This is a genomic window from Pseudoalteromonas 'SMAR', assembly GCF_048515945.1.
Classification (GTDB): domain Bacteria; phylum Pseudomonadota; class Gammaproteobacteria; order Enterobacterales; family Alteromonadaceae; genus Pseudoalteromonas.
This window is the reverse complement of sequence record NZ_JBLWMW010000025.1, coordinates 36,828-53,813: the sequence shown is the minus strand read 5'-3', so window position 1 is coordinate 53,813 and position 16,986 is coordinate 36,828. Positions and strand designations below refer to the sequence as shown.

The 16,986-nt window shown below is 46.9% G+C and carries 12 protein-coding genes; 7 read left to right on the top strand and 5 right to left on the bottom strand.

The features are described from left to right. Window positions 1–120: 120 nt before the first annotated feature. The 4 genes from ACNKW2_RS11740 to ACNKW2_RS11725 all read right to left on the bottom strand — a co-directional run bounded on the left by ACNKW2_RS11740 (window position 121) and on the right by ACNKW2_RS11725 (window position 5,424). A complete protein-coding gene (locus ACNKW2_RS11740) occupies window positions 121–2,073 on the bottom strand; it encodes a methyl-accepting chemotaxis protein (protein WP_419148737.1) in 1,953 nt (650 codons plus the stop codon). 138 nt (window positions 2,074–2,211) lie between these two features. After that, window positions 2,212–3,540: a sigma-54-dependent transcriptional regulator gene (locus tag ACNKW2_RS11735; RefSeq protein WP_419148736.1), complete on the bottom strand. Its 1,329-nt coding sequence runs from the start codon at window positions 3,538–3,540 to the stop codon at window positions 2,212–2,214. Window positions 3,541–3,553: 13 nt separating this feature from the next. Next, a complete protein-coding gene (locus tag ACNKW2_RS11730; protein ID WP_419148735.1) occupies window positions 3,554–4,057 on the bottom strand; it encodes a hypothetical protein in 504 nt (167 codons plus the stop codon). Next, window positions 4,054–5,424, bottom strand: a complete 1,371-nt coding sequence (locus tag ACNKW2_RS11725; RefSeq protein ID WP_419148734.1) for a HAMP domain-containing sensor histidine kinase — start codon at window positions 5,422–5,424, stop codon at window positions 4,054–4,056. Before ACNKW2_RS11725 ends, ACNKW2_RS11730 begins: the two co-directional genes overlap by 4 nt. Before the next feature lie 318 nt (window positions 5,425–5,742). On the opposite strand from ACNKW2_RS11725, the gene ACNKW2_RS11720 reads away from it, so the two are divergent. From ACNKW2_RS11720 to ACNKW2_RS11695, 6 genes are all read left to right on the top strand, one after another. Beyond that, the gene (locus ACNKW2_RS11720) at window positions 5,743–6,102 is read left to right on the top strand and encodes a hypothetical protein (RefSeq protein ID WP_419148733.1); all 360 of its coding nucleotides are present in this window, start codon (window positions 5,743–5,745) and stop codon (window positions 6,100–6,102) included. 164 nt (window positions 6,103–6,266) lie between these two features. After that, window positions 6,267–6,695: a DUF411 domain-containing protein gene (locus ACNKW2_RS11715; protein WP_419148749.1), complete on the top strand. Its 429-nt coding sequence runs from the start codon at window positions 6,267–6,269 to the stop codon at window positions 6,693–6,695. Next, entirely contained in the window at window positions 6,695–7,822 is a 1,128-nt protein-coding gene (locus tag ACNKW2_RS11710) for a TolC family protein (RefSeq protein ID WP_419148732.1), read from the top strand. Before ACNKW2_RS11715 ends, ACNKW2_RS11710 begins: the two co-directional genes overlap by 1 nt. Before the next feature lie 192 nt (window positions 7,823–8,014). Next, window positions 8,015–9,745 (top strand): efflux RND transporter periplasmic adaptor subunit, encoded by a 1,731-nt coding sequence (locus tag ACNKW2_RS11705; protein ID WP_419148731.1) that lies wholly within the window; start codon window positions 8,015–8,017, stop codon window positions 9,743–9,745. A 13-nt stretch (window positions 9,746–9,758) separates the two neighbouring features. Further along, window positions 9,759–12,875 (top strand): efflux RND transporter permease subunit, encoded by a 3,117-nt coding sequence (locus tag ACNKW2_RS11700; protein ID WP_419148730.1) that lies wholly within the window; start codon window positions 9,759–9,761, stop codon window positions 12,873–12,875. Window positions 12,876–13,024: 149 nt separating this feature from the next. After that, window positions 13,025–13,672 (top strand): hypothetical protein, encoded by a 648-nt coding sequence (locus ACNKW2_RS11695; RefSeq protein ID WP_419148729.1) that lies wholly within the window; start codon window positions 13,025–13,027, stop codon window positions 13,670–13,672. A 12-nt stretch (window positions 13,673–13,684) separates the two neighbouring features. Here ACNKW2_RS11695 and ACNKW2_RS11690 read toward each other — a convergent pair whose 3' ends face one another. Then, a complete protein-coding gene (locus ACNKW2_RS11690; protein ID WP_419148728.1) occupies window positions 13,685–14,593 on the bottom strand; it encodes a phytanoyl-CoA dioxygenase family protein in 909 nt (302 codons plus the stop codon). A 162-nt stretch (window positions 14,594–14,755) separates the two neighbouring features. On the opposite strand from ACNKW2_RS11690, the gene ACNKW2_RS11685 reads away from it, so the two are divergent. Next, complete coding sequence (locus tag ACNKW2_RS11685; protein WP_419148727.1) at window positions 14,756–16,933, top strand: OsmC domain/YcaO domain-containing protein; 2,178 nt, start codon at window positions 14,756–14,758, stop codon at window positions 16,931–16,933. The last annotated feature ends 53 nt before the right edge of the window (window positions 16,934–16,986 follow it).

The following is a 16,986-nucleotide window of genomic DNA, read 5'->3' as shown; positions in this document are numbered from 1 at the left end:
TGACCATACATTTACTATAGCGGGTTACTGGCAAATATCTAATGGCGGCAACATCGAGCAAATAACAGCGAATGACGCGCTGTTATTTGCTAATTTCGTCATTTCAGAACGCTAACGTGATTATTCAATATCAAAGCGGCCAACTAATCTTTCTAAATCTTTAGCTAAGCTCACCAGTTGCTCTGCACCGGCGTTTAAGGCTGCGGTTTCATCGCCCACTTGACGGGCCGAGCTGTCTACCGAAGCGATAAGCTCCCTGGTTTGACCAGCATTATCACCTTGCAATGACGCCTGATCGGCGATGTTGGATATTGCCGATTTTATGCGTGATACGGCATCGGCGATGTCCGAAAACGCCTGCTGTGCGCTTTGCGATTCGGTAATGGTGGATTCGGACTCCGTGACACTTGAAGTCATTTGCTCCGATACTTTGCGTGTTTGTGAAATTAAATTGGTGAGTACTTGCTCAATTTCTTGAGTGGCGTCATGAGAGCGCTGGGCTAAAGTTCGGACTTCGTCGGCTACTACCGCGAAACCACGCCCTTGCTCACCGGCTCGAGCTGCCTCAATGGCGGCATTTAAAGCGAGCAGATTCGTTTGCTCTGCAATGGCACGGATCACGCCGAGTATGTTGGTGATATCTTGGCTTTCTGTTTCCAGTTGACTCATAGCACTGGCCGATTCCGCTAAGGAGTGATTTAACCTCGCAACCTGCTCAACGGTACTCTCAATGGTACTGTTACCGCGCTTGGCGTGGTCATCGGCACTCATTACGTCTTCTAAAGTTTGTTTGCAACTGTCGCTAATTTCCACGGCAAGTTGCTCTACCGTAGCGGTTGTGGTGGCGGCATTGTTGGAATTGTCAGCTTGCGTTGCGCACTGAGCTTGAATATCACCAATACTTCGCTGTGAATCCAACGCGGCACCATTGAGGGTGACTGCGTTGTTCTGGATGTCTTTAACTAAGACATTGATGGAATCGAGAAACTTATTAAACCAAGTTGCTAACTCACCGATTTCGTCTTTTGTTACAACTTGCAAGCGCTTGGATAGATTACCTTCTCCTTGAGCGATTTCTTTTAAGCCTTCGGATACCATTTCTATGGGTTCGACAATTTTGTTGGCCAGCACCACTGCAATCACCACAAACAGAAGTAACATTACAATAGCAATCACTACGATGCTAATGGTCATGTCGTAGGCTGAGGCTAATATTTCTTCTTCATCAATGACCGCAATAAATTGCCAGCCAAGCTCTGAAGAGTGGTATTTCTTTGCATTATAGGTCTTGTCGTCAGTTTTGATGGTGAGAAAAGACTTGCCGTCATCGTTCTTAATCGCTTGATAAAGAGGACTGGCTAACTTGTTTATATTTTTAAAGTTATTATTTTTGTTCTTAGGGTCGGCCAATACGGTGCCATCGCCATCCAGTAAGATCAGATAACCGGACTCGCCAAGCTTAATGCTGCTAACGATGTCGGTGAGTGTTGACAGGGTGACGTCTAATGATTGTACGCCAATGAATTGGCCATTACGTTTTATGCCAGTGGCAACAGAAACCATGGCCTGCCCTGTAACACCTTGATAAGGTTCGGTTAAAATGACTTCATTAGGCTGCTTCGAGGCTTTTTGGTACCAAGGCCGCTTTCTTGGGTCATAGCCTCCCAATGGCTCTGCAGGATATTGAATAAACCCGCCGCTTTCTGTGCCCAAGTATACAAATAGCAGCTCTTCATGGGTTTTACCAAAGGCGCTGTAAAGTTCGAAAATACTCGTCTCTGATGGCCCATTACTGAGTGGGGTCATGGGCTTTTCGCTGCCAAAATAGGTGGTTGTATTGTCAGCGACATTAACCACTGCTTGGCTTTGGGCTAAAAAGCGAGCATTTTTTTGCATTTGATCAAAAAACAACACAAAAGACCGCTCAGCTTGCCTTATCTCATTTCCAGAGGCCTCTAAAAACTTGGCTAAGGAATCGCTTTTGGTCTGTGAGATGCTCACAAAGGAAATTGCAATAATCGGAATAATGACCGTAAGAACAAAGCTGATAATGAGCTTTTTGCGCATTTTCATATAGTTAAACCCCTAGCCAGTGCTTTTATTATTGGTATTATTGTCAGTTACTGCACGCCGTAATGCGGTAGTGCAGAGAAATTAACCAGTATTTGCCAACACAATGTGACTTTGATAAATACTGGTCACTTCTTAGTTTTAGCACTGAATCTCGTGTTTTTTAAGTAATTTATAAAAATCAGAGCGATTTCTTTGCGCCAGCTTCGCTGCTTCAGAGACATTTCCCTGACAAAGTGCTAACACTTTTTGAATATAATCGTACTCAAATTGCCGCTTGGCTTCATTGAGTCCGGTAAAGGCATTACTCGAAGCATCGTTAGGCAGGGCTTTTTGTGCAATATCCGAGGTGATAAGTTTACCTGGCGTAATCGCTATACAGTGCTCAACCACATTATGGAGCTGACGAATATTGCCTGGCCAATGGTAGTTCAGCAGCGCGGTAATGCATTGTTGATTAAACTGCTTTTCTCCCCCACTGAGGGAAGCAAGGAAGCGGTTTGCTAATAGGGGGATATCTTCAACTCGCTCGCGTAAACTGGGGATGGTTACTGAGACAACATTTAACCGATAAAATAAATCCTCGCGAAATAACCTATCTGCTACGGCCGTTTGAATATCCTTATGGCTGGCAGAAACAAAGCGGACATTGACTTTTTCTTCGTTTTGGCTACCAACCGGCCTGACGGTTTTTTCTTGTAGCACGCGTAACAATTTAACTTGTAGGTCAAGGGGCATATCGCCGATTTCATCTAGGAATAAGGTGCCGCCGTCGGCTGCTTTTACCAGCCCCTCCTTATCACTAACCGCGCCTGTGAAAGCTCCTTTTTTATGGCCAAATAATTCAGATTCCAGTAATTGAGCGGGCATAGCACCGCAGTTTATTGCGATAAAAGGGCCATGTGCTTGGTTACTGGCTAAGTGGATCGCCTTGGCGGTAACTTCTTTACCTGTGCCGCTTTCACCTTGGATTAGAATATTGGCATTGCTACTGGCGAGGGCTTGGATTTGCTGTACTAACTGACGCATGGCGCTACTTTGGAATAACAGACCATGGAAGTTGTTGGGATCGGACTGTTGGCTCGCTGCGCTTTTTCCTGCTAAGGCTTCAGTGATGACCTCGAGCATCTTTTGGCTGTCGATGGGCTTGGTTAAAAAGCTGACAAAACCTTGCTGCATGGCATCTACGGCGTCGGGAATAGAACCGTGCGCGGTCATCATGATAACCGGCATGCCAGTGTAATGCTGTTTGATTTTGTCATTCAGTTCAAATCCATCCATGTGCGCCATTTTCAGGTCGGTAATGACCAAGTCGATGGCCGTTTGTTGTAATATATTGAGCGCCTGAGTGCCACGGTGGGCGACCTCAACTTCATAATCATGACTTTCTAAGCGTATAGCGAGCAGTTCAGTTAATGCAGTATCGTCATCCACCAATAACAAACGGGCTTTTGGGCTGTTGTGCGTCATTTTTTCCTCCACCTTAGAGATCGCTTTCTAGGCGTTGTTTTTCAATATTCGCCAACTTTTGTTTTAATTCACTGAGCTGTTTTTGGGTTTTCAGTAACTGTTGCTGATGTTGCTTTGCCGCATTATTGGAATAGTAGTTGTCGATTTTTTGCGCACGCAATTGTTGTGTGTGCCAAGCAAGTGCATCGAGCCACACCAGGTATTCATCTGGCCAAGTATGTTGTTGCTTGGTGTTTGCGATGAGCTTAAGCTGAGCAGTGGTTGAATCGGTACCGCAGTAGCGACGAATAAATTGTTGCAGCTGTTGAGCGCCTTTAAAGTGGGCGCCGATAATGGCTTCGTTACTGTCTTCACAGCGTTTTAGCTGCGCGTTGATCACAGTTGCCAAGGGGGCATAATTCGCTCCTTGATGCGATTTGATGGGACCCACAAACTCGCCACTTAGGTGAGCTTGTTTAGGGCTGGATTGGCAACCCAATAATGCCGTTATCAATAGACCTAAAATCAGTAATTTCATGACGTTTTCCTGGTTGGGAAAGTAACTTGAATACAAGCGCCATGGCGCACGTTGAGCCAAGTTACGGTTCCTTTTAATTGTTTTACGCACTCAGATACGATGGCTAAACCTAGGCCACTGCCGTTAACGGTTTTGTTATTGCTGCCACGTACAAAGGGCTGAAACATGGCTTGCGCTTGACTGCTGTCGATACCCGCACCATCATCATGCACTAGCATGGAAAACTGTTGCTGCGATTGTTTTATTTCAACATCAATTTTGCTGTTGGCGTGCTCAATGGCATTATTGATAAGCTGAGTTAACACCAATTTGCAAGGCAGATAGGGCAGCTTGCAATGATCATCAATATACCAATTAAGATGCACTTGACGTTGTTGGATTTTATCTTCGAGGTGGCTGAGTAACTCGGCTTTAATCTCGCTTAACTGTGCCTCGTGATGCAAGCTGTCCGGGTGACTGGCGGCACTGTAACTGAGTAAGTCGTCAATTAAACTGCCTAGTTTAGTCACGGCATCGGCCATAATGGTGATTATACGCTGCTGCTTTTGATTTACAGGCCCCAATAAGCTACTACCAAGCAAACTACTGCCTTCGTTTAAGGACGCCAGCGGGGTTTTTAATTCATGGGTAACATGGCGTAAAAAAGTTTCTTTTTGCTGTTGCACCCGTTTCAATTCAAGGCGTAACCAATTGAGTCGGTCATTCAGTTGCCCTAGCTCAAAACTTCCCTTGAGCTCTACGGTTTTATCTAGATTGCCTTTTCCCACTTCAGCCACCGCAGCACCGACTTGATTAAGTTGTTGGCAAATACGGTGAATGAGAAAAATACTGATGGCCACCAAAGTGGGGAGCAGCAGTACTAAGCCAAACACAAACACGGTTTGCAACTCCGAGAAACGGTTTTCTTGCTGTGCTAAGCGCGTTTTAAGGCTTTGCTGGAAATTAGGCTCTTGTTGATTGAGTAAGGTAATGAGCTGCTGCAAATTTGTGGCTGTTGCTTGTGCACTGAGATTTTGTGTCATTGATTGCTGTAACTTGGCAACAACGGTGGAGCTTGGCAGGCTTGCTTGCAAAGATTGCAAGCGGGTTTGAGTGTTTTGCCATTTTTGTTCAATACTTCGCTGTAGCGCTTCACTTTGTAACAATTCGTTATTTTGCAGGGCTTTCTCAATGGCAATGACATCTCCCTTGATAGCGTTAAATTCTAGAATAAGCGCTTGATTTTGGTTGTAGGCTGCTTGGGTGTGTTGTTGGTTCTGTGACAGTGCTTGGGCATACCAAAGGGTTAACGTAAGGATCGGTAAAACGCCGATAAACATGGCAATCAGTGCTTGCTTTTGTAATGACTGCGAAAAAATAGTTTTCATTGCACGACTTCCTATCCCTAACGGCCTCGGGGCTCAGTGATGTTGGCGTTTGCGCGAGTGTTGCTATTTAGCAACAGTATGGCTTAATCGGCCCTTAACCATACTGGTTTGCTGATGTTGTCTGAGAAAAGGTAAACCCATCAACCAGTGCGGGTAGAATAATAAAACGCTTCATAAATCTTTTCCTTAAGAGGTCAAATGCTATAACGCCGCTATGTAGCAATGACCATATAAAAATAACCCTGACGATGACTTGCGTGCTTGCATTTGCTGCACGGGCTTTTTATCATTAGCAAAGTTATCGTTTGGGATTAAACCTTGAAAGCAATTATTCGCCTAGTTATCACAGTACTGATTGTAGCGCTGATGAGCGGACCCAGTGTCGCTGCATCTGTGGCTGCCTGTGACACTCATGGTGAAAGTCATCAAACAGCAAGTCATCAAATGCACCAGTCAATGACCGCTGAAATGATTAATATGGATTGCTGCGATCCCGACAACCCCAGTCAATGTGGTGATTGTACTTGCCCAACCCACATGTGTTCTTCAAGTGTGGCGGCGTTTTCACCCGATAACAACATAGTTGCACTGAACCATCAAAGCGAACAATCAAACTTCGCTTCAGGGCCATTGTCACAGCGCCCCAACTCGTTATTTAGACCCCCAATACACAGCTAACCCCAGGACAGATCCGTCCGTTTAAATTGGTTTTTACTACACAGTTTCTGTGTACGTGTTGATTGAAAATTAATTATTGAGCTGCTTTTAATGATATAGGCAGCAATGACGAGGTTAGTGTGAAACAACTAGTTGTTATTACTCTGCTGTGGTTTTCTAGCCACATGGCGCAAGCAAACCAAGATATTAATTTGCAAGTATATAAATCTCCCACTTGCGGCTGTTGTGAGCTGTGGCTAAACCATTTACAGGCACAGAACATTCATTATCAAGCCACCGACCTAGACTATTTAGGTTCGTTAAAGAACAAGTATGGCATCCGCCATAACTACCAGTCGTGCCATACCGCTGTTTCAAAAGCGGGTTTTATCTTTGAAGGTCATGTACCAGCAAAATTCATTAAACAGTTTTTAGCGAACGAAAATCTTACCGCCAATGAAGACATATTGGGATTAAGTGTGCCAGCTATGCCAGTGGGAACACCTGGTATGGAAATAGGTGAGCGCTTTATGCCATACCAAATTTTATTATTGAAAAAAGACGGCAGTCACCAAGTCTTCGCTGAAATTAATCGCTACGAGGAGCAGTTTTGATGCCACTCAAGTCTCTATTTGTCATGGCCGCCGCTGTAATGGCAGCCACTGCACAAGCTAAAGTCACCTCTTTAGAGCAAGCTATCGCCACGGCAATAGCAAACGATCCTTGGTTGCGTTCCAGCCAACACCAATACGCGGCGTTTACAGCGAAAAGTAAAGCGGCGTTGAGTTACTCAGATCCCAAAATGTCGTTAGCGGTTATGAATTTACCAGTGGATAGCTGGGGGTTGAATCAAGAGCCAATGACGCAACTTAAAGTGGGTGTCACGCAAATGCTGCCTCGTGGCGACAGCTTAGCGATTAAAAGCGAGCAGTTGCGTCTTGATGCCAGTAAGCAACCGCTGCTGCAGCAACAACGTGTGGCGCAAATTAAGCGTGAGGTATCGCTGCTGTGGTTAGACATTGTTCACGCCAATAACACCTTAGCGCTGATAGAGCGTGACAGTGTGTTGTTCGAGCAAATGGTGGACATCGCCAATGCCAGTTACTCCAGTGCGGTGGGCACAACACGGCAGCAAGACGTCATCCGTGCTCAGCTTGAGGTGGTGCAACTTGATGATAAAAAAGCCTTTGCCTATCAAAAGTTGAATACAGCAAAAGCGCAATTATCGCAGTGGTTAATGGACGATAATCTCAATCTGCAACAGGCGACTATTGATGACAACGCCTTGATGGCATTACCCATGCTTCGCTCAGCGGCGACGAAACTAATGCAAACTTACCCCATTGATAAGCAAGCCATTACGGCACGTATAAATCAGCATCCAGCGGTGTTATTAGCTGATGTGAATAGTAAAAAAGCTCAGCAAGAAGTGGCACTGCAAGAGCAGGCTTACCAACCCCAGTTTGCGGTTAATGCCAGTTACGCCTATCGCGATGATGCGCCAGTAACCGGCTCCAGAGCGGACTTTTTTAGTGTGGGTGTCACCTTTGATATGCCACTTTTCACAGATAAAAGGCAAGACCCTTTAAAAGCCGCAGCCGTAGCTGAGCTTGAAGCCAGTAAAACGCAGCGCTTTTTGGTGTTAAAGCAGTTATTTTCTGGCCTAAACAGTGAAATACAAACGGTAAAACGGTTACAACAACGCCAATCTCTATATCGCGATAGCATCATAGCATCATAGCGCAGAGCGCGGAACAAGCGGAAGCCGCCCTCAGTGCTTACACCAACGACGACGGTGATTTTGCTGAAGTGGTGAGAGCGCGTATTGCCAAGTTAAATGCTGAGCTATCGGCCCTGGCTATCGATATCGCCTTACTTAAAGCCGTTGCGCGCAGCAATTATTACCTAGCTCAAGTTACAGAGGACAGCCACCATGAATAACCGTTTAGTATTAATGTTAGTTGCTGTGAGTACCTTGGTTGCTGGGGTGATCATTGGCATGAATTTATCGAGCAGCTCTGCTGGTGCTGCAAGTGGCGCAAGCGCGGATGCCCAGGAGCCACTCTACTGGGTTGCCCCAATGGACCCAAATTATCGTCGAGATAAGCCCGGCAAGTCGCCCATGGGGATGGACTTAGTCCCTGTCTATGAAGAGCAAAGCAAAGGCGATGACTACGGCCAAGGGGTAGTGGAGATAAACCCAGCGGTTGAAAACAACATGGGGGTGCGCACCACCACCGCTGAATTAGCTGACATGGAAAAGTACGTTCGCACCGTAGGCTACGTACAATACAACGAAGACAGTTTGGTGCACATTCACCCTCGTGTTGAGGGTTGGATAGAAAAACTCTACGTTAAAGCAGCGGGCGATCCAGTCAAACAAGGGGAACCCCTGTATACTTTGTACTCTCCGCAACTTGTCAACGCGCAAGAAGAGTACTTAATCGCTCGTAAGCGCCAAAATCAAGCCTTAATTAATGCAGCCAAAGAGCGCCTAGTGGCATTGCAACTGAGCGAGAGCTTTATTGAGAAATTAAAGCAAAGCGGCGAAGTGAATCAAACCATTACCTTTTATGCACGACAATCTGGGGTCATCGATGCCTTGCAAATTCGCGAGGGCTTTTACGTTAAACCGGGCACAACCTTAATGAGTATCGCGCAACTCGATGAAATCTGGGTTGAAGCGGACGTATTTGAGCGCGATGCCATGGCCATTACGGAAGGCTTACCGGTGATCATGCAGCTGGACTTTTTACCAGGTAGAAAGTGGCAGGGCAAGGTGGATTACATCTATCCATCATTAAATGAAAAAACGCGAACACTGCGCGTTCGGCTCAGGTTTAACAATAGCGATGGCCAGCTTAAGCCCAATATGTTTGCGCAAGTTTCCATTGCGACCCAGCCCCGTGAAAATGTACTGCAAATACCAACTCAAGCGGTGATCCGAACTGCCAAGCAAAACCGGGTGGTGGTCGAGCTGGAACCTGGGTTGTTTAAATCTGTGGCTGTGGAACTGGGACAGATCAGTGAAGATCGCGTTGAGATCTTAGATGGCATCAATGTCGGAGATACCATCGTTACCTCGGCGCATTTCTTAATTGATTCGCAATCAAGCATTTCGTCCGATTTTATGCGTATGGCCGCCGACGCAGAGCCTAACTCAGTTTGGATTGAGGGGGAAATTACCGCCATGGATTATGACAGTCGTACCGCCACCATTGACCATAAACCCGTGCCTAAATGGCAGTGGCCAGAAATGGTGATGGACTTTGCTGTGGCGGATAAAGTGGACATTGATGCCCTAAAACCTGGGCAAACCTTGCACTTTGAAACCACCAAACAAGACGACGGCAGCATAGTGTTGACCGGTATTCATATTATGTCTGAACCTACTCCTTTTGATGAGTTGCCTAGCGCGACCGTGGCTGGGGTCATTAACACCATTGATAAGCAAACTCGCGTGCTTAATATTTCTCGCGAAGCCATTGCGAAGTGGGATCGCCCAGCAACGACCATGGACTTTGTGGCGGCCGCTGAGCTGGATCTTAGCGCCTTACATGAAGACATGGCGATCACCTTCACCTTTGTGGTTGGCGATGACTTCATCGTCACTGAAATAACACCACAAGCGCAGATGAACCACGATATGCATTCAAGCCACTAGAGGGAGCAAAGTAATGATCCAAGCAATTATACGCTGGTCAGTATACAACCGCTTCTTTGTGGTGCTACTGACATTGATGCTGGTTGGAGCGGGGTTGTTCACCTTAAAGAACACCCCAGTGGATGCCATTCCCGATTTATCGGATGTTCAGGTGATTGTGAAAACACCGTACCCTGGGCAAGCACCTCAGGTGGTGCAAGACCAAGTCACTTTTCCGTTAACCACGGCAATGTTATCTGTGCCGGGGGCAAAAACGGTGAGAGGGTACTCCTTTTTTGGTGACTCGTATGTTTATGTGATATTTGATGACGACACCGATTTATACTGGGCGCGGAGCCGGGTATTAGAGTACCTAAGCCAAGTGGCACCGCAGCTGCCCGATGCCGCTAAGCCTCAGCTTGGGCCCGATGCCACAGGGGTGGGCTGGGTGTACTTATATGCGCTAGTGGATAAAACCGGTCAGCACGACATCAGCCAGCTGCGCAGTTTACAAGATTGGTTTTTAAAGTTTGAACTGCAATCGGTGCCTGGGGTATCAGAAGTGGCCCCCATTGGCGGCATGGTTAAGCAGTATCAGGTGCAGGTCGACCCCAACAAGCTGCGAGCCTATGGTGTTCCCCTTACTCATGTGCAACAAGCGCTGCAGCGCGGTAACCAAGAGTCTGGTGCCTCGGTGATTGAAATGGCTGAAGCAGAATACATGGTCACCAGCACAGGTTATATTCAAAGTGTTGCTGACATCGAAGCTATTCCATTAGGCCAAGCCATCCAAGGCACGCCACTTACCATCGCGGATGTTGCCAGCGTCAATATTGGCCCGCAAATGCGCCGTGGTATTGCTGAGCTCAACGGTGAAGGGGAAGTGGTCGGTGGCGTTGTGGTGATGCGCTTTGGTGAAAACGCACAAAAAACCATTGATGGTGTGAAGCAAAAGCTCAATGAGTTGCAAAAAGGACTGCCTGACGGCGTTGAGGTGGTCACCGTTTACGACCGCTCTGAGCTTATTAGCAACGCCATCGATAATCTGTGGTCGAAGCTCTTAGAGGAGCTGGCCGTAGTCGCGCTGGTGTGTGTGGTGTTCTTATTCCATATTCGCTCTTCTATTGTGGCTGTGGTGACGTTGCCGCTGGGGATTTTGGTCGCTTTTATTATCATGTATTTTCAAGGCGTTAATGCCAATATCATGTCGTTAGGCGGTATCGCCATTGCCATTGGCGCGATGACTGACGGCGCTATTGTGATGATCGAAAACATGCACAAACACATGGAAAAAACGCCGCTGAATAATGAAAACCGCTGGCAGCTGGTGGCCAAGTCCGCCTCTGAAGTGGGCCCGGCATTGTTCTTTAGTTTATTGATCATTACCGTCAGCTTTCTACCTGTATTTATTTTAGAAGCGCAAGAAGGCCGCATGTTTGCGCCATTAGCGTATACCAAAACCTACGCCATGGCGGCCTCGGCTGGATTGGCCATTACCTTGATCCCAGTCCTGATGGGCTATTTTATTCGCGGTAAAGTGCTGCCTGAACACAAAAACCCAGTGAATCGACTGCTGGTTGCCATATACACGCCTATTCTTAGGCAAGTACTGCGCTTCCCGAAATTTACTTTGCTCGGCGCTGTGGTAGTAACGGTGGTGGGCTTTTATCCCGTTGATAAGATTGGCAGTGAGTTTATTCCACCTTTAGATGAGGGCGACTTAATGTATATGCCCACGACTTACCCGAGCATTTCCATCGGTAAGGCGCGGGAGCTATTGCAGCAAACCGATAAACTCATTGCCACGGTGCCAGAGGTAAAAAATGTCTTTGGTAAAATAGGCCGAGCTGAAACGGCAACGGATCCGGCACCGCTGACCATGATAGAAACCTTTATCCAGCTAAAGCCAAAATCTCAATGGCGAGAGGGCATGACTACGGCAAAATTAAAAGCCGAGCTGGATGAGCTGGTACAATTTCCTGGTTTAACCAATGCCTGGGTAATGCCGATTAAAACCCGTATTGATATGTTAGCGACGGGGATAAAAACCCCTGTAGGGATTAAGGTGGCGGGTCCCAACCTGGATACCATTCAAGAGATTGGCCAGCAACTGGAGCAAATCTTAGCGGATGTGGAAGGCACCGCATCGGTGTATTCTGAGCGAGTCGCAGGGGGGCGCTACATTAAAGTTGACATTAATCGCGCCCAAGCGGCGCGTTTTGGCCTCAACATTGCCGACGTACAGCAGGTGGTTGCCACCGCCATCGGGGGCATGGATGTCACACAAACCATTGAAGGACAAGAGCGATATCCGGTAAGTTTGCGCTACCCACAAGATCTTCGTGACTCGCCAGAGGCCTTAAAAGCGCTTCCGATTGTCACTGAGCAGGGGTTGAATATTACCCTTGGTGATGTGGCATCCGTGTACATTGAAAATGGCCCACCTGGGATCAAAAGTGAGAACGCCCGCATCAACGGCTGGACCTTTATTGATTTGGACGGCGTCGATGTTGGCAGCTACGTCGATAACGCCAAGCAAGTATTGGCTGAGCAGCTGGAGTTACCAGCAGGGTACTCAATTACTTGGGCGGGCCAGTACGAATACATGGAGCGGGCCAAAGCCAAGCTCAGTTACGTAGTGCCACTCACTCTTGGTATCATCATCGTGCTGTTATACATGAGCTTTAGAAGCTTTACCGAAGTGGCGGTGATCATGTTGACTTTACCAATGGCGATGATTGGCGGCTTGTGGCTGCTGTATTTAGAAGGCTTTAACTTCTCCGTTGCGGTGGGGGTTGGCTTTATTGCTCTTGCCGGCGTGGCGGTGGAAATCGGTGTGATCATGCTGGTGTATTTAAACCAAGCTATTGATGAGCTCAAACAAAGCCAGCAAAGCATTACCCAAGAGGAAATTAACCACGCCATTTTGACTGGCGCTGGCAAGCGTATTCGTCCGGTCATGATGACCGTGGCCACCATTATTATTGGCTTGTTGCCTATTCTCTATGGCACTGGAACCGGCTCCGAAGTCATGAGCCGCATTGCCGCGCCTATGGTAGGCGGTATGGCCAGTGCACTCGTACTCACCCTAATTGTGTTGCCTGCGCTTTATAGTTTAATTAGCGGTTGGCGTCACAAAGCGGCAAGCTAGTGCAGCTATATTGGTAACCGATTGCCCCAATGACTGAACTCATTGGGGCAATAACAAAGTCTTTTATCGACAAATGGGCCCTGACGAGACAATCTACCTTTGGCCCACTTATTGCTACAAAACTGCTGGTGATAGAACAAGGAACTAGTATGAATATAGCAGCCACTAATCCCTCAGCATTTATCAATGAGAGCGCCGTAGCGCCAGAAAAGCGCGTTAACAACAAAGACTTCTCATTGGCCATAACATCAAGCGAAGGCGCTTACATGAAAGCAGCTAAAGCAGCCCAAGGCGATACTCCCGACAGCCATATCAATTCGTATTTAATGCCATACTATGAAGAGGCAAAAAAGCTTGCTCATGATGCTATGGTGGGCTCGGGCAAGACCGTGGGCACTCGGGAGTATAATATTGAGCTTTATCGAGAAATGATGGGCAACATAATGGAAATGCCCATTGAGGTTGAGATTGAGGCCGATGAAATGAACCAAGCGGTGTTGTTTAATCACCTTGGCTTAGACTTTAAGGAGTATAAAACCTTACAAGCGCGCTCTGAACTATTAGGTATGCTTAAGCAAGAGGTGATTGAAGACGGTAAATTACTGAGATCAGACAAAGACAAGTTAGAATCGCTGATTGCAGATGCTCAAAAGCGCCTGGAAAAAGCACAAGAAGCAGTATTAGCAGGTGAAGACATTACCGAATATATGCAGCAAAGCCGCCGGGCGATTAACGATGGTTTTGAACAATTAGGGCTTGGCAAAGTCCATCCTAGGGATAGAATTGCCTCGCTATAAACACTTGCTCGCTCAACGTAAATCACTCGGTGTGGGGTAATCTGGGTGCTCCACTGGCCGAGGTGCCCACACCGCAGGAATAGGTGGTTCAACGCGTTGTTTTATACTTTCCACTAAGCTGGCTAAGTCTGCGCTGGGCTCACCGTATAGCTGTTGCCAGCCGCTGGGAATATCTTCTGGCGCGGCGGCTTGTAAAACATGGGCCATCCACTCCTTTCGCAGCGCTGCCCATGGGGCAGTTTGTTTGCCACACTGATTAATTCCAGCAATCGGCCTGAGCTCAATATACATGGTTCGGCGTGGACCTGGACTGCGTTTAGGCTCAGAGCAATGCAGTATCATCACATCTTGCACCACAATATCACCCGCTTGGGCTGGTTGCTGCACACAGCCTGGAATATTCCAGCCATGCTGGTTAGACAGTTGATAGATATCTACAAGTTCATGCTGAGAATTGGGAAGGTAGCGTAAACAACCGTCATTTTCGTCAGCGTCATCTAGGTAAACCCCAACATTAAGGTAAGGGTAATTACGAGAGTGTGGTGCATCTTGATGCCAAGCGATATGGGGATGTGGGTGGGGATATTTATAAACCAAGTCCATTTGTAATGGCACACAGCCAGCGCCACAAAGCTTTTCACAAATATCCAGCATCGCGGAACTCGATAGCAGCTCAAGAGCTAACTCGGGGGCATCAAATAACACATCATTGTAGCGAAACAGCCGGGGCTCACCCGAGTCGGTGGCCAGGCAGTATTGGTTTTGTACATTGCCAGCGGCAAAGTCGGATTTTGCTTTCGCTTCTAGCCTTTCTGAAAGCTGCCGTAACCGTTTTAATAAGGCTGGCGAGAGCGCTTGCGGCAAACGAACGAAGCCATTGTTTTGATAAAATTCTAAATGCCTAGCACTGAGGGTCGTCATGATGATGCTTCCTAGCTTATTGATTCGTTTTATTGTGGCTCAGCTTATACCAGTAGGCAATTACAGCGCCTTTCAGCGTCATTATCGAAACTAGCATTGGCGTGGCCATCCATCCTCAAGTACAATTAGCGTTTTCGATTGCAACACACCGGAACTTTTCCAATGGAAATCAAAGTAAATTACCTCGACAATCTCAGAATTGATGCCAAATTTGACGACTTTTCTGTCATTGCAGATCAGCCAATTCGCTATAAAGGCGACGGCTCAGCGCCAAGCCCGTTTGACTATTTCTTAGCTTCTTCAGCACTTTGCGCAGCTTACTTTGTAAAGGTGTACTGTAATGCCCGCGATATTCCAACTGATGGTATTCGTGTGGCACAGAACAACATTGTTGATCCGGAAAACCGTTACAATCAAATCTTCAAAATTCAGGTAGAGTTGCCGGAAAGTATCTCTGACAAAGACCGTCAGGGGATTTTGCGCTCCATCGACCGCTGTACTGTTAAAAAAGTGATCCAAACCGGTCCTGAATTTCAGGTAGAAGCGGTGGAGAGCATTGATGACGACGCTCAAGCGATGTTGATGGTCGACACCAACGAGCACGATAATACCTTTATTTTAGGTAAAGACTTACCGCTCGAGCAAACCATTGCCAACATGACGCAGATCTTGGCCGATTTGGGCATGAAAATCGAAGTGGCTTCTTGGAGAAATATTGTGCCTCACGTTTGGTCGTTGCACATTCGTGATGCCGCCTCACCAATGTGTTTCACTAATGGTAAAGGTGCAACCAAAGAAAGCGCACTTTGCTCAGCATTGGGCGAATTTATCGAACGCTTAAACTGCAACTTCTTTTACAACGATCAGTTCTTTGGTGAAGAAATCGCTAACGCAGAGTTTGTGCATTATCCCAATGAAAAGTGGTTTAAGCCGGGCGCAGACGATGCTTTACCTGCTGACATTTTAGATGACTATACCCGTGAGATTTACGATCCAGAAGGCGAGTTGCGCGGTTCTCATTTGATTGATACCAATTCGGGTAATATTGAGCGTGGTATTTGCTCTATTCCTTACACCCGACACTCTGACGGTGAAACCGTTTATTTCCCATCCAACCTGATTGAGAACTTGTTCCTAAGCAACGGCATGAGCGCCGGTAATAATTTGTTTGAAGCCAAGGTTCAGTGCTTATCGGAAATCTTTGAGCGGGCAGTGAAAAAGCAAATTATCGAACAAGAAATTGTGCTGCCAGATGTACCTGAGTCGGTATTAGCGAAATTCCCGGGCATTGTTGAAGGCATTAAAGGCTTGGAAGAGCAAGGCTTTCCTGTGGTAGTAAAAGACGCCTCGTTGGGTGGTCAATTCCCAGTGATATGTGTGACCTTAATGAACCCGAAAACCGGTGGCGTGTTTGCCTCGTTTGGTGCCCACCCAAGCTTTGAAGTGGCGTTGGAACGCAGTCTAACCGAGCTATTACAAGGCCGCAGCTTCGAAGGCTTAAACGATGTGCCTAAGCCTACTTTTAACAGCATGGCGGTATCGGAACCAGAGAACTTTGTTGAACACTTTATTGATTCAACCGGGGTGATCTCATGGCGCTTTTTCAGTGCTAAACACGACTATGATTTTGTTGAGTGGGACTTTAGCGGCAACAACGAAGAAGAATGTGACAAGCTGTTTGGCATTCTAAAAGACTTAGGAAAAGAAGCCTATGTGGCGGAATTTACTGGTTTAGGCGTGGCGTGCAGAATTTTAGTACCGGGCTATTCAGAAGTGTATCCTGCGGAAGACTTAATTTGGGATAACACCAATAAAGCATTGCAATACCGTGAAGACATTCTCAATATTCACTCACTCGACGACGAAGCACTGTTCAACCTAGTTCAGCGCCTAGAAGACAGCCAGTTAGATAATTATATCGACATTATCACCCTAATTGGCGTGGAGTTTGATGAAAACACCGTGTGGGGTCAGTTAACTATCCTAGAGCTTAAGATCTTGATCTACTTAGCGCTGGGGGACATTGAAGCAGCCATTGAGCTGGTGGAAACCTTCTTGCAGTTTAACGATAACACGGTCGAGCGAGGCTTATTCTATCAAGCTATGCACGCCACCTTAGAAGTGGCTTTAGATGAAGAGCTGGAAATCGAAGACTATATTCATAATTTCACGCGCATGTTTGGGCAAGAGGTAATGGACGCCGTGATAGGCTCAATTAATGGCGATGTGCGCTTTTATGGCCTGACTCCAACCAATATGCAACTTGAAGGGTTAGATAAACACCTGCGCCTAATTGAAAGTTATAAAAAGCTGCATGCGGCGCGTGCCAAGTTAGCTTAACAGACATTGACAGAGGCAGTGTTTGGCTGCCTCATTGCTACTAGTGCATTGCA

What these genes read in the sequence shown, in the direction of transcription:
- ACNKW2_RS11735 (WP_419148736.1), bottom strand. Translation starts at nt 3,540, where the DNA reads ATGACGCACAACAGCCCAAAAGCCCGTTTGTTATTGGTGGATGACGAT.
- ACNKW2_RS11690 (WP_419148728.1), bottom strand. Translation starts at nt 14,593, where the DNA reads ATGACGACCCTCAGTGCTAGGCATTTAGAATTTTATCAAAACAATGGC.
- ACNKW2_RS11740 (WP_419148737.1), bottom strand. Translation starts at nt 2,073, where the DNA reads ATGAAAATGCGCAAAAAGCTCATTATCAGCTTTGTTCTTACGGTCATT.
- ACNKW2_RS11695 (WP_419148729.1), top strand. Translation starts at nt 13,025, where the DNA reads ATGAATATAGCAGCCACTAATCCCTCAGCATTTATCAATGAGAGCGCC.
- ACNKW2_RS11730 (WP_419148735.1), bottom strand. Translation starts at nt 4,057, where the DNA reads ATGAAATTACTGATTTTAGGTCTATTGATAACGGCATTATTGGGTTGC.
- ACNKW2_RS11710 (WP_419148732.1), top strand. Translation starts at nt 6,695, where the DNA reads ATGCCACTCAAGTCTCTATTTGTCATGGCCGCCGCTGTAATGGCAGCC.
- ACNKW2_RS11725 (WP_419148734.1), bottom strand. Translation starts at nt 5,424, where the DNA reads ATGAAAACTATTTTTTCGCAGTCATTACAAAAGCAAGCACTGATTGCC.
- ACNKW2_RS11685 (WP_419148727.1), top strand. Translation starts at nt 14,756, where the DNA reads ATGGAAATCAAAGTAAATTACCTCGACAATCTCAGAATTGATGCCAAA.
- ACNKW2_RS11705 (WP_419148731.1), top strand. Translation starts at nt 8,015, where the DNA reads ATGAATAACCGTTTAGTATTAATGTTAGTTGCTGTGAGTACCTTGGTT.
- ACNKW2_RS11700 (WP_419148730.1), top strand. Translation starts at nt 9,759, where the DNA reads ATGATCCAAGCAATTATACGCTGGTCAGTATACAACCGCTTCTTTGTG.
- ACNKW2_RS11715 (WP_419148749.1), top strand. Translation starts at nt 6,267, where the DNA reads ATGGCGCAAGCAAACCAAGATATTAATTTGCAAGTATATAAATCTCCC.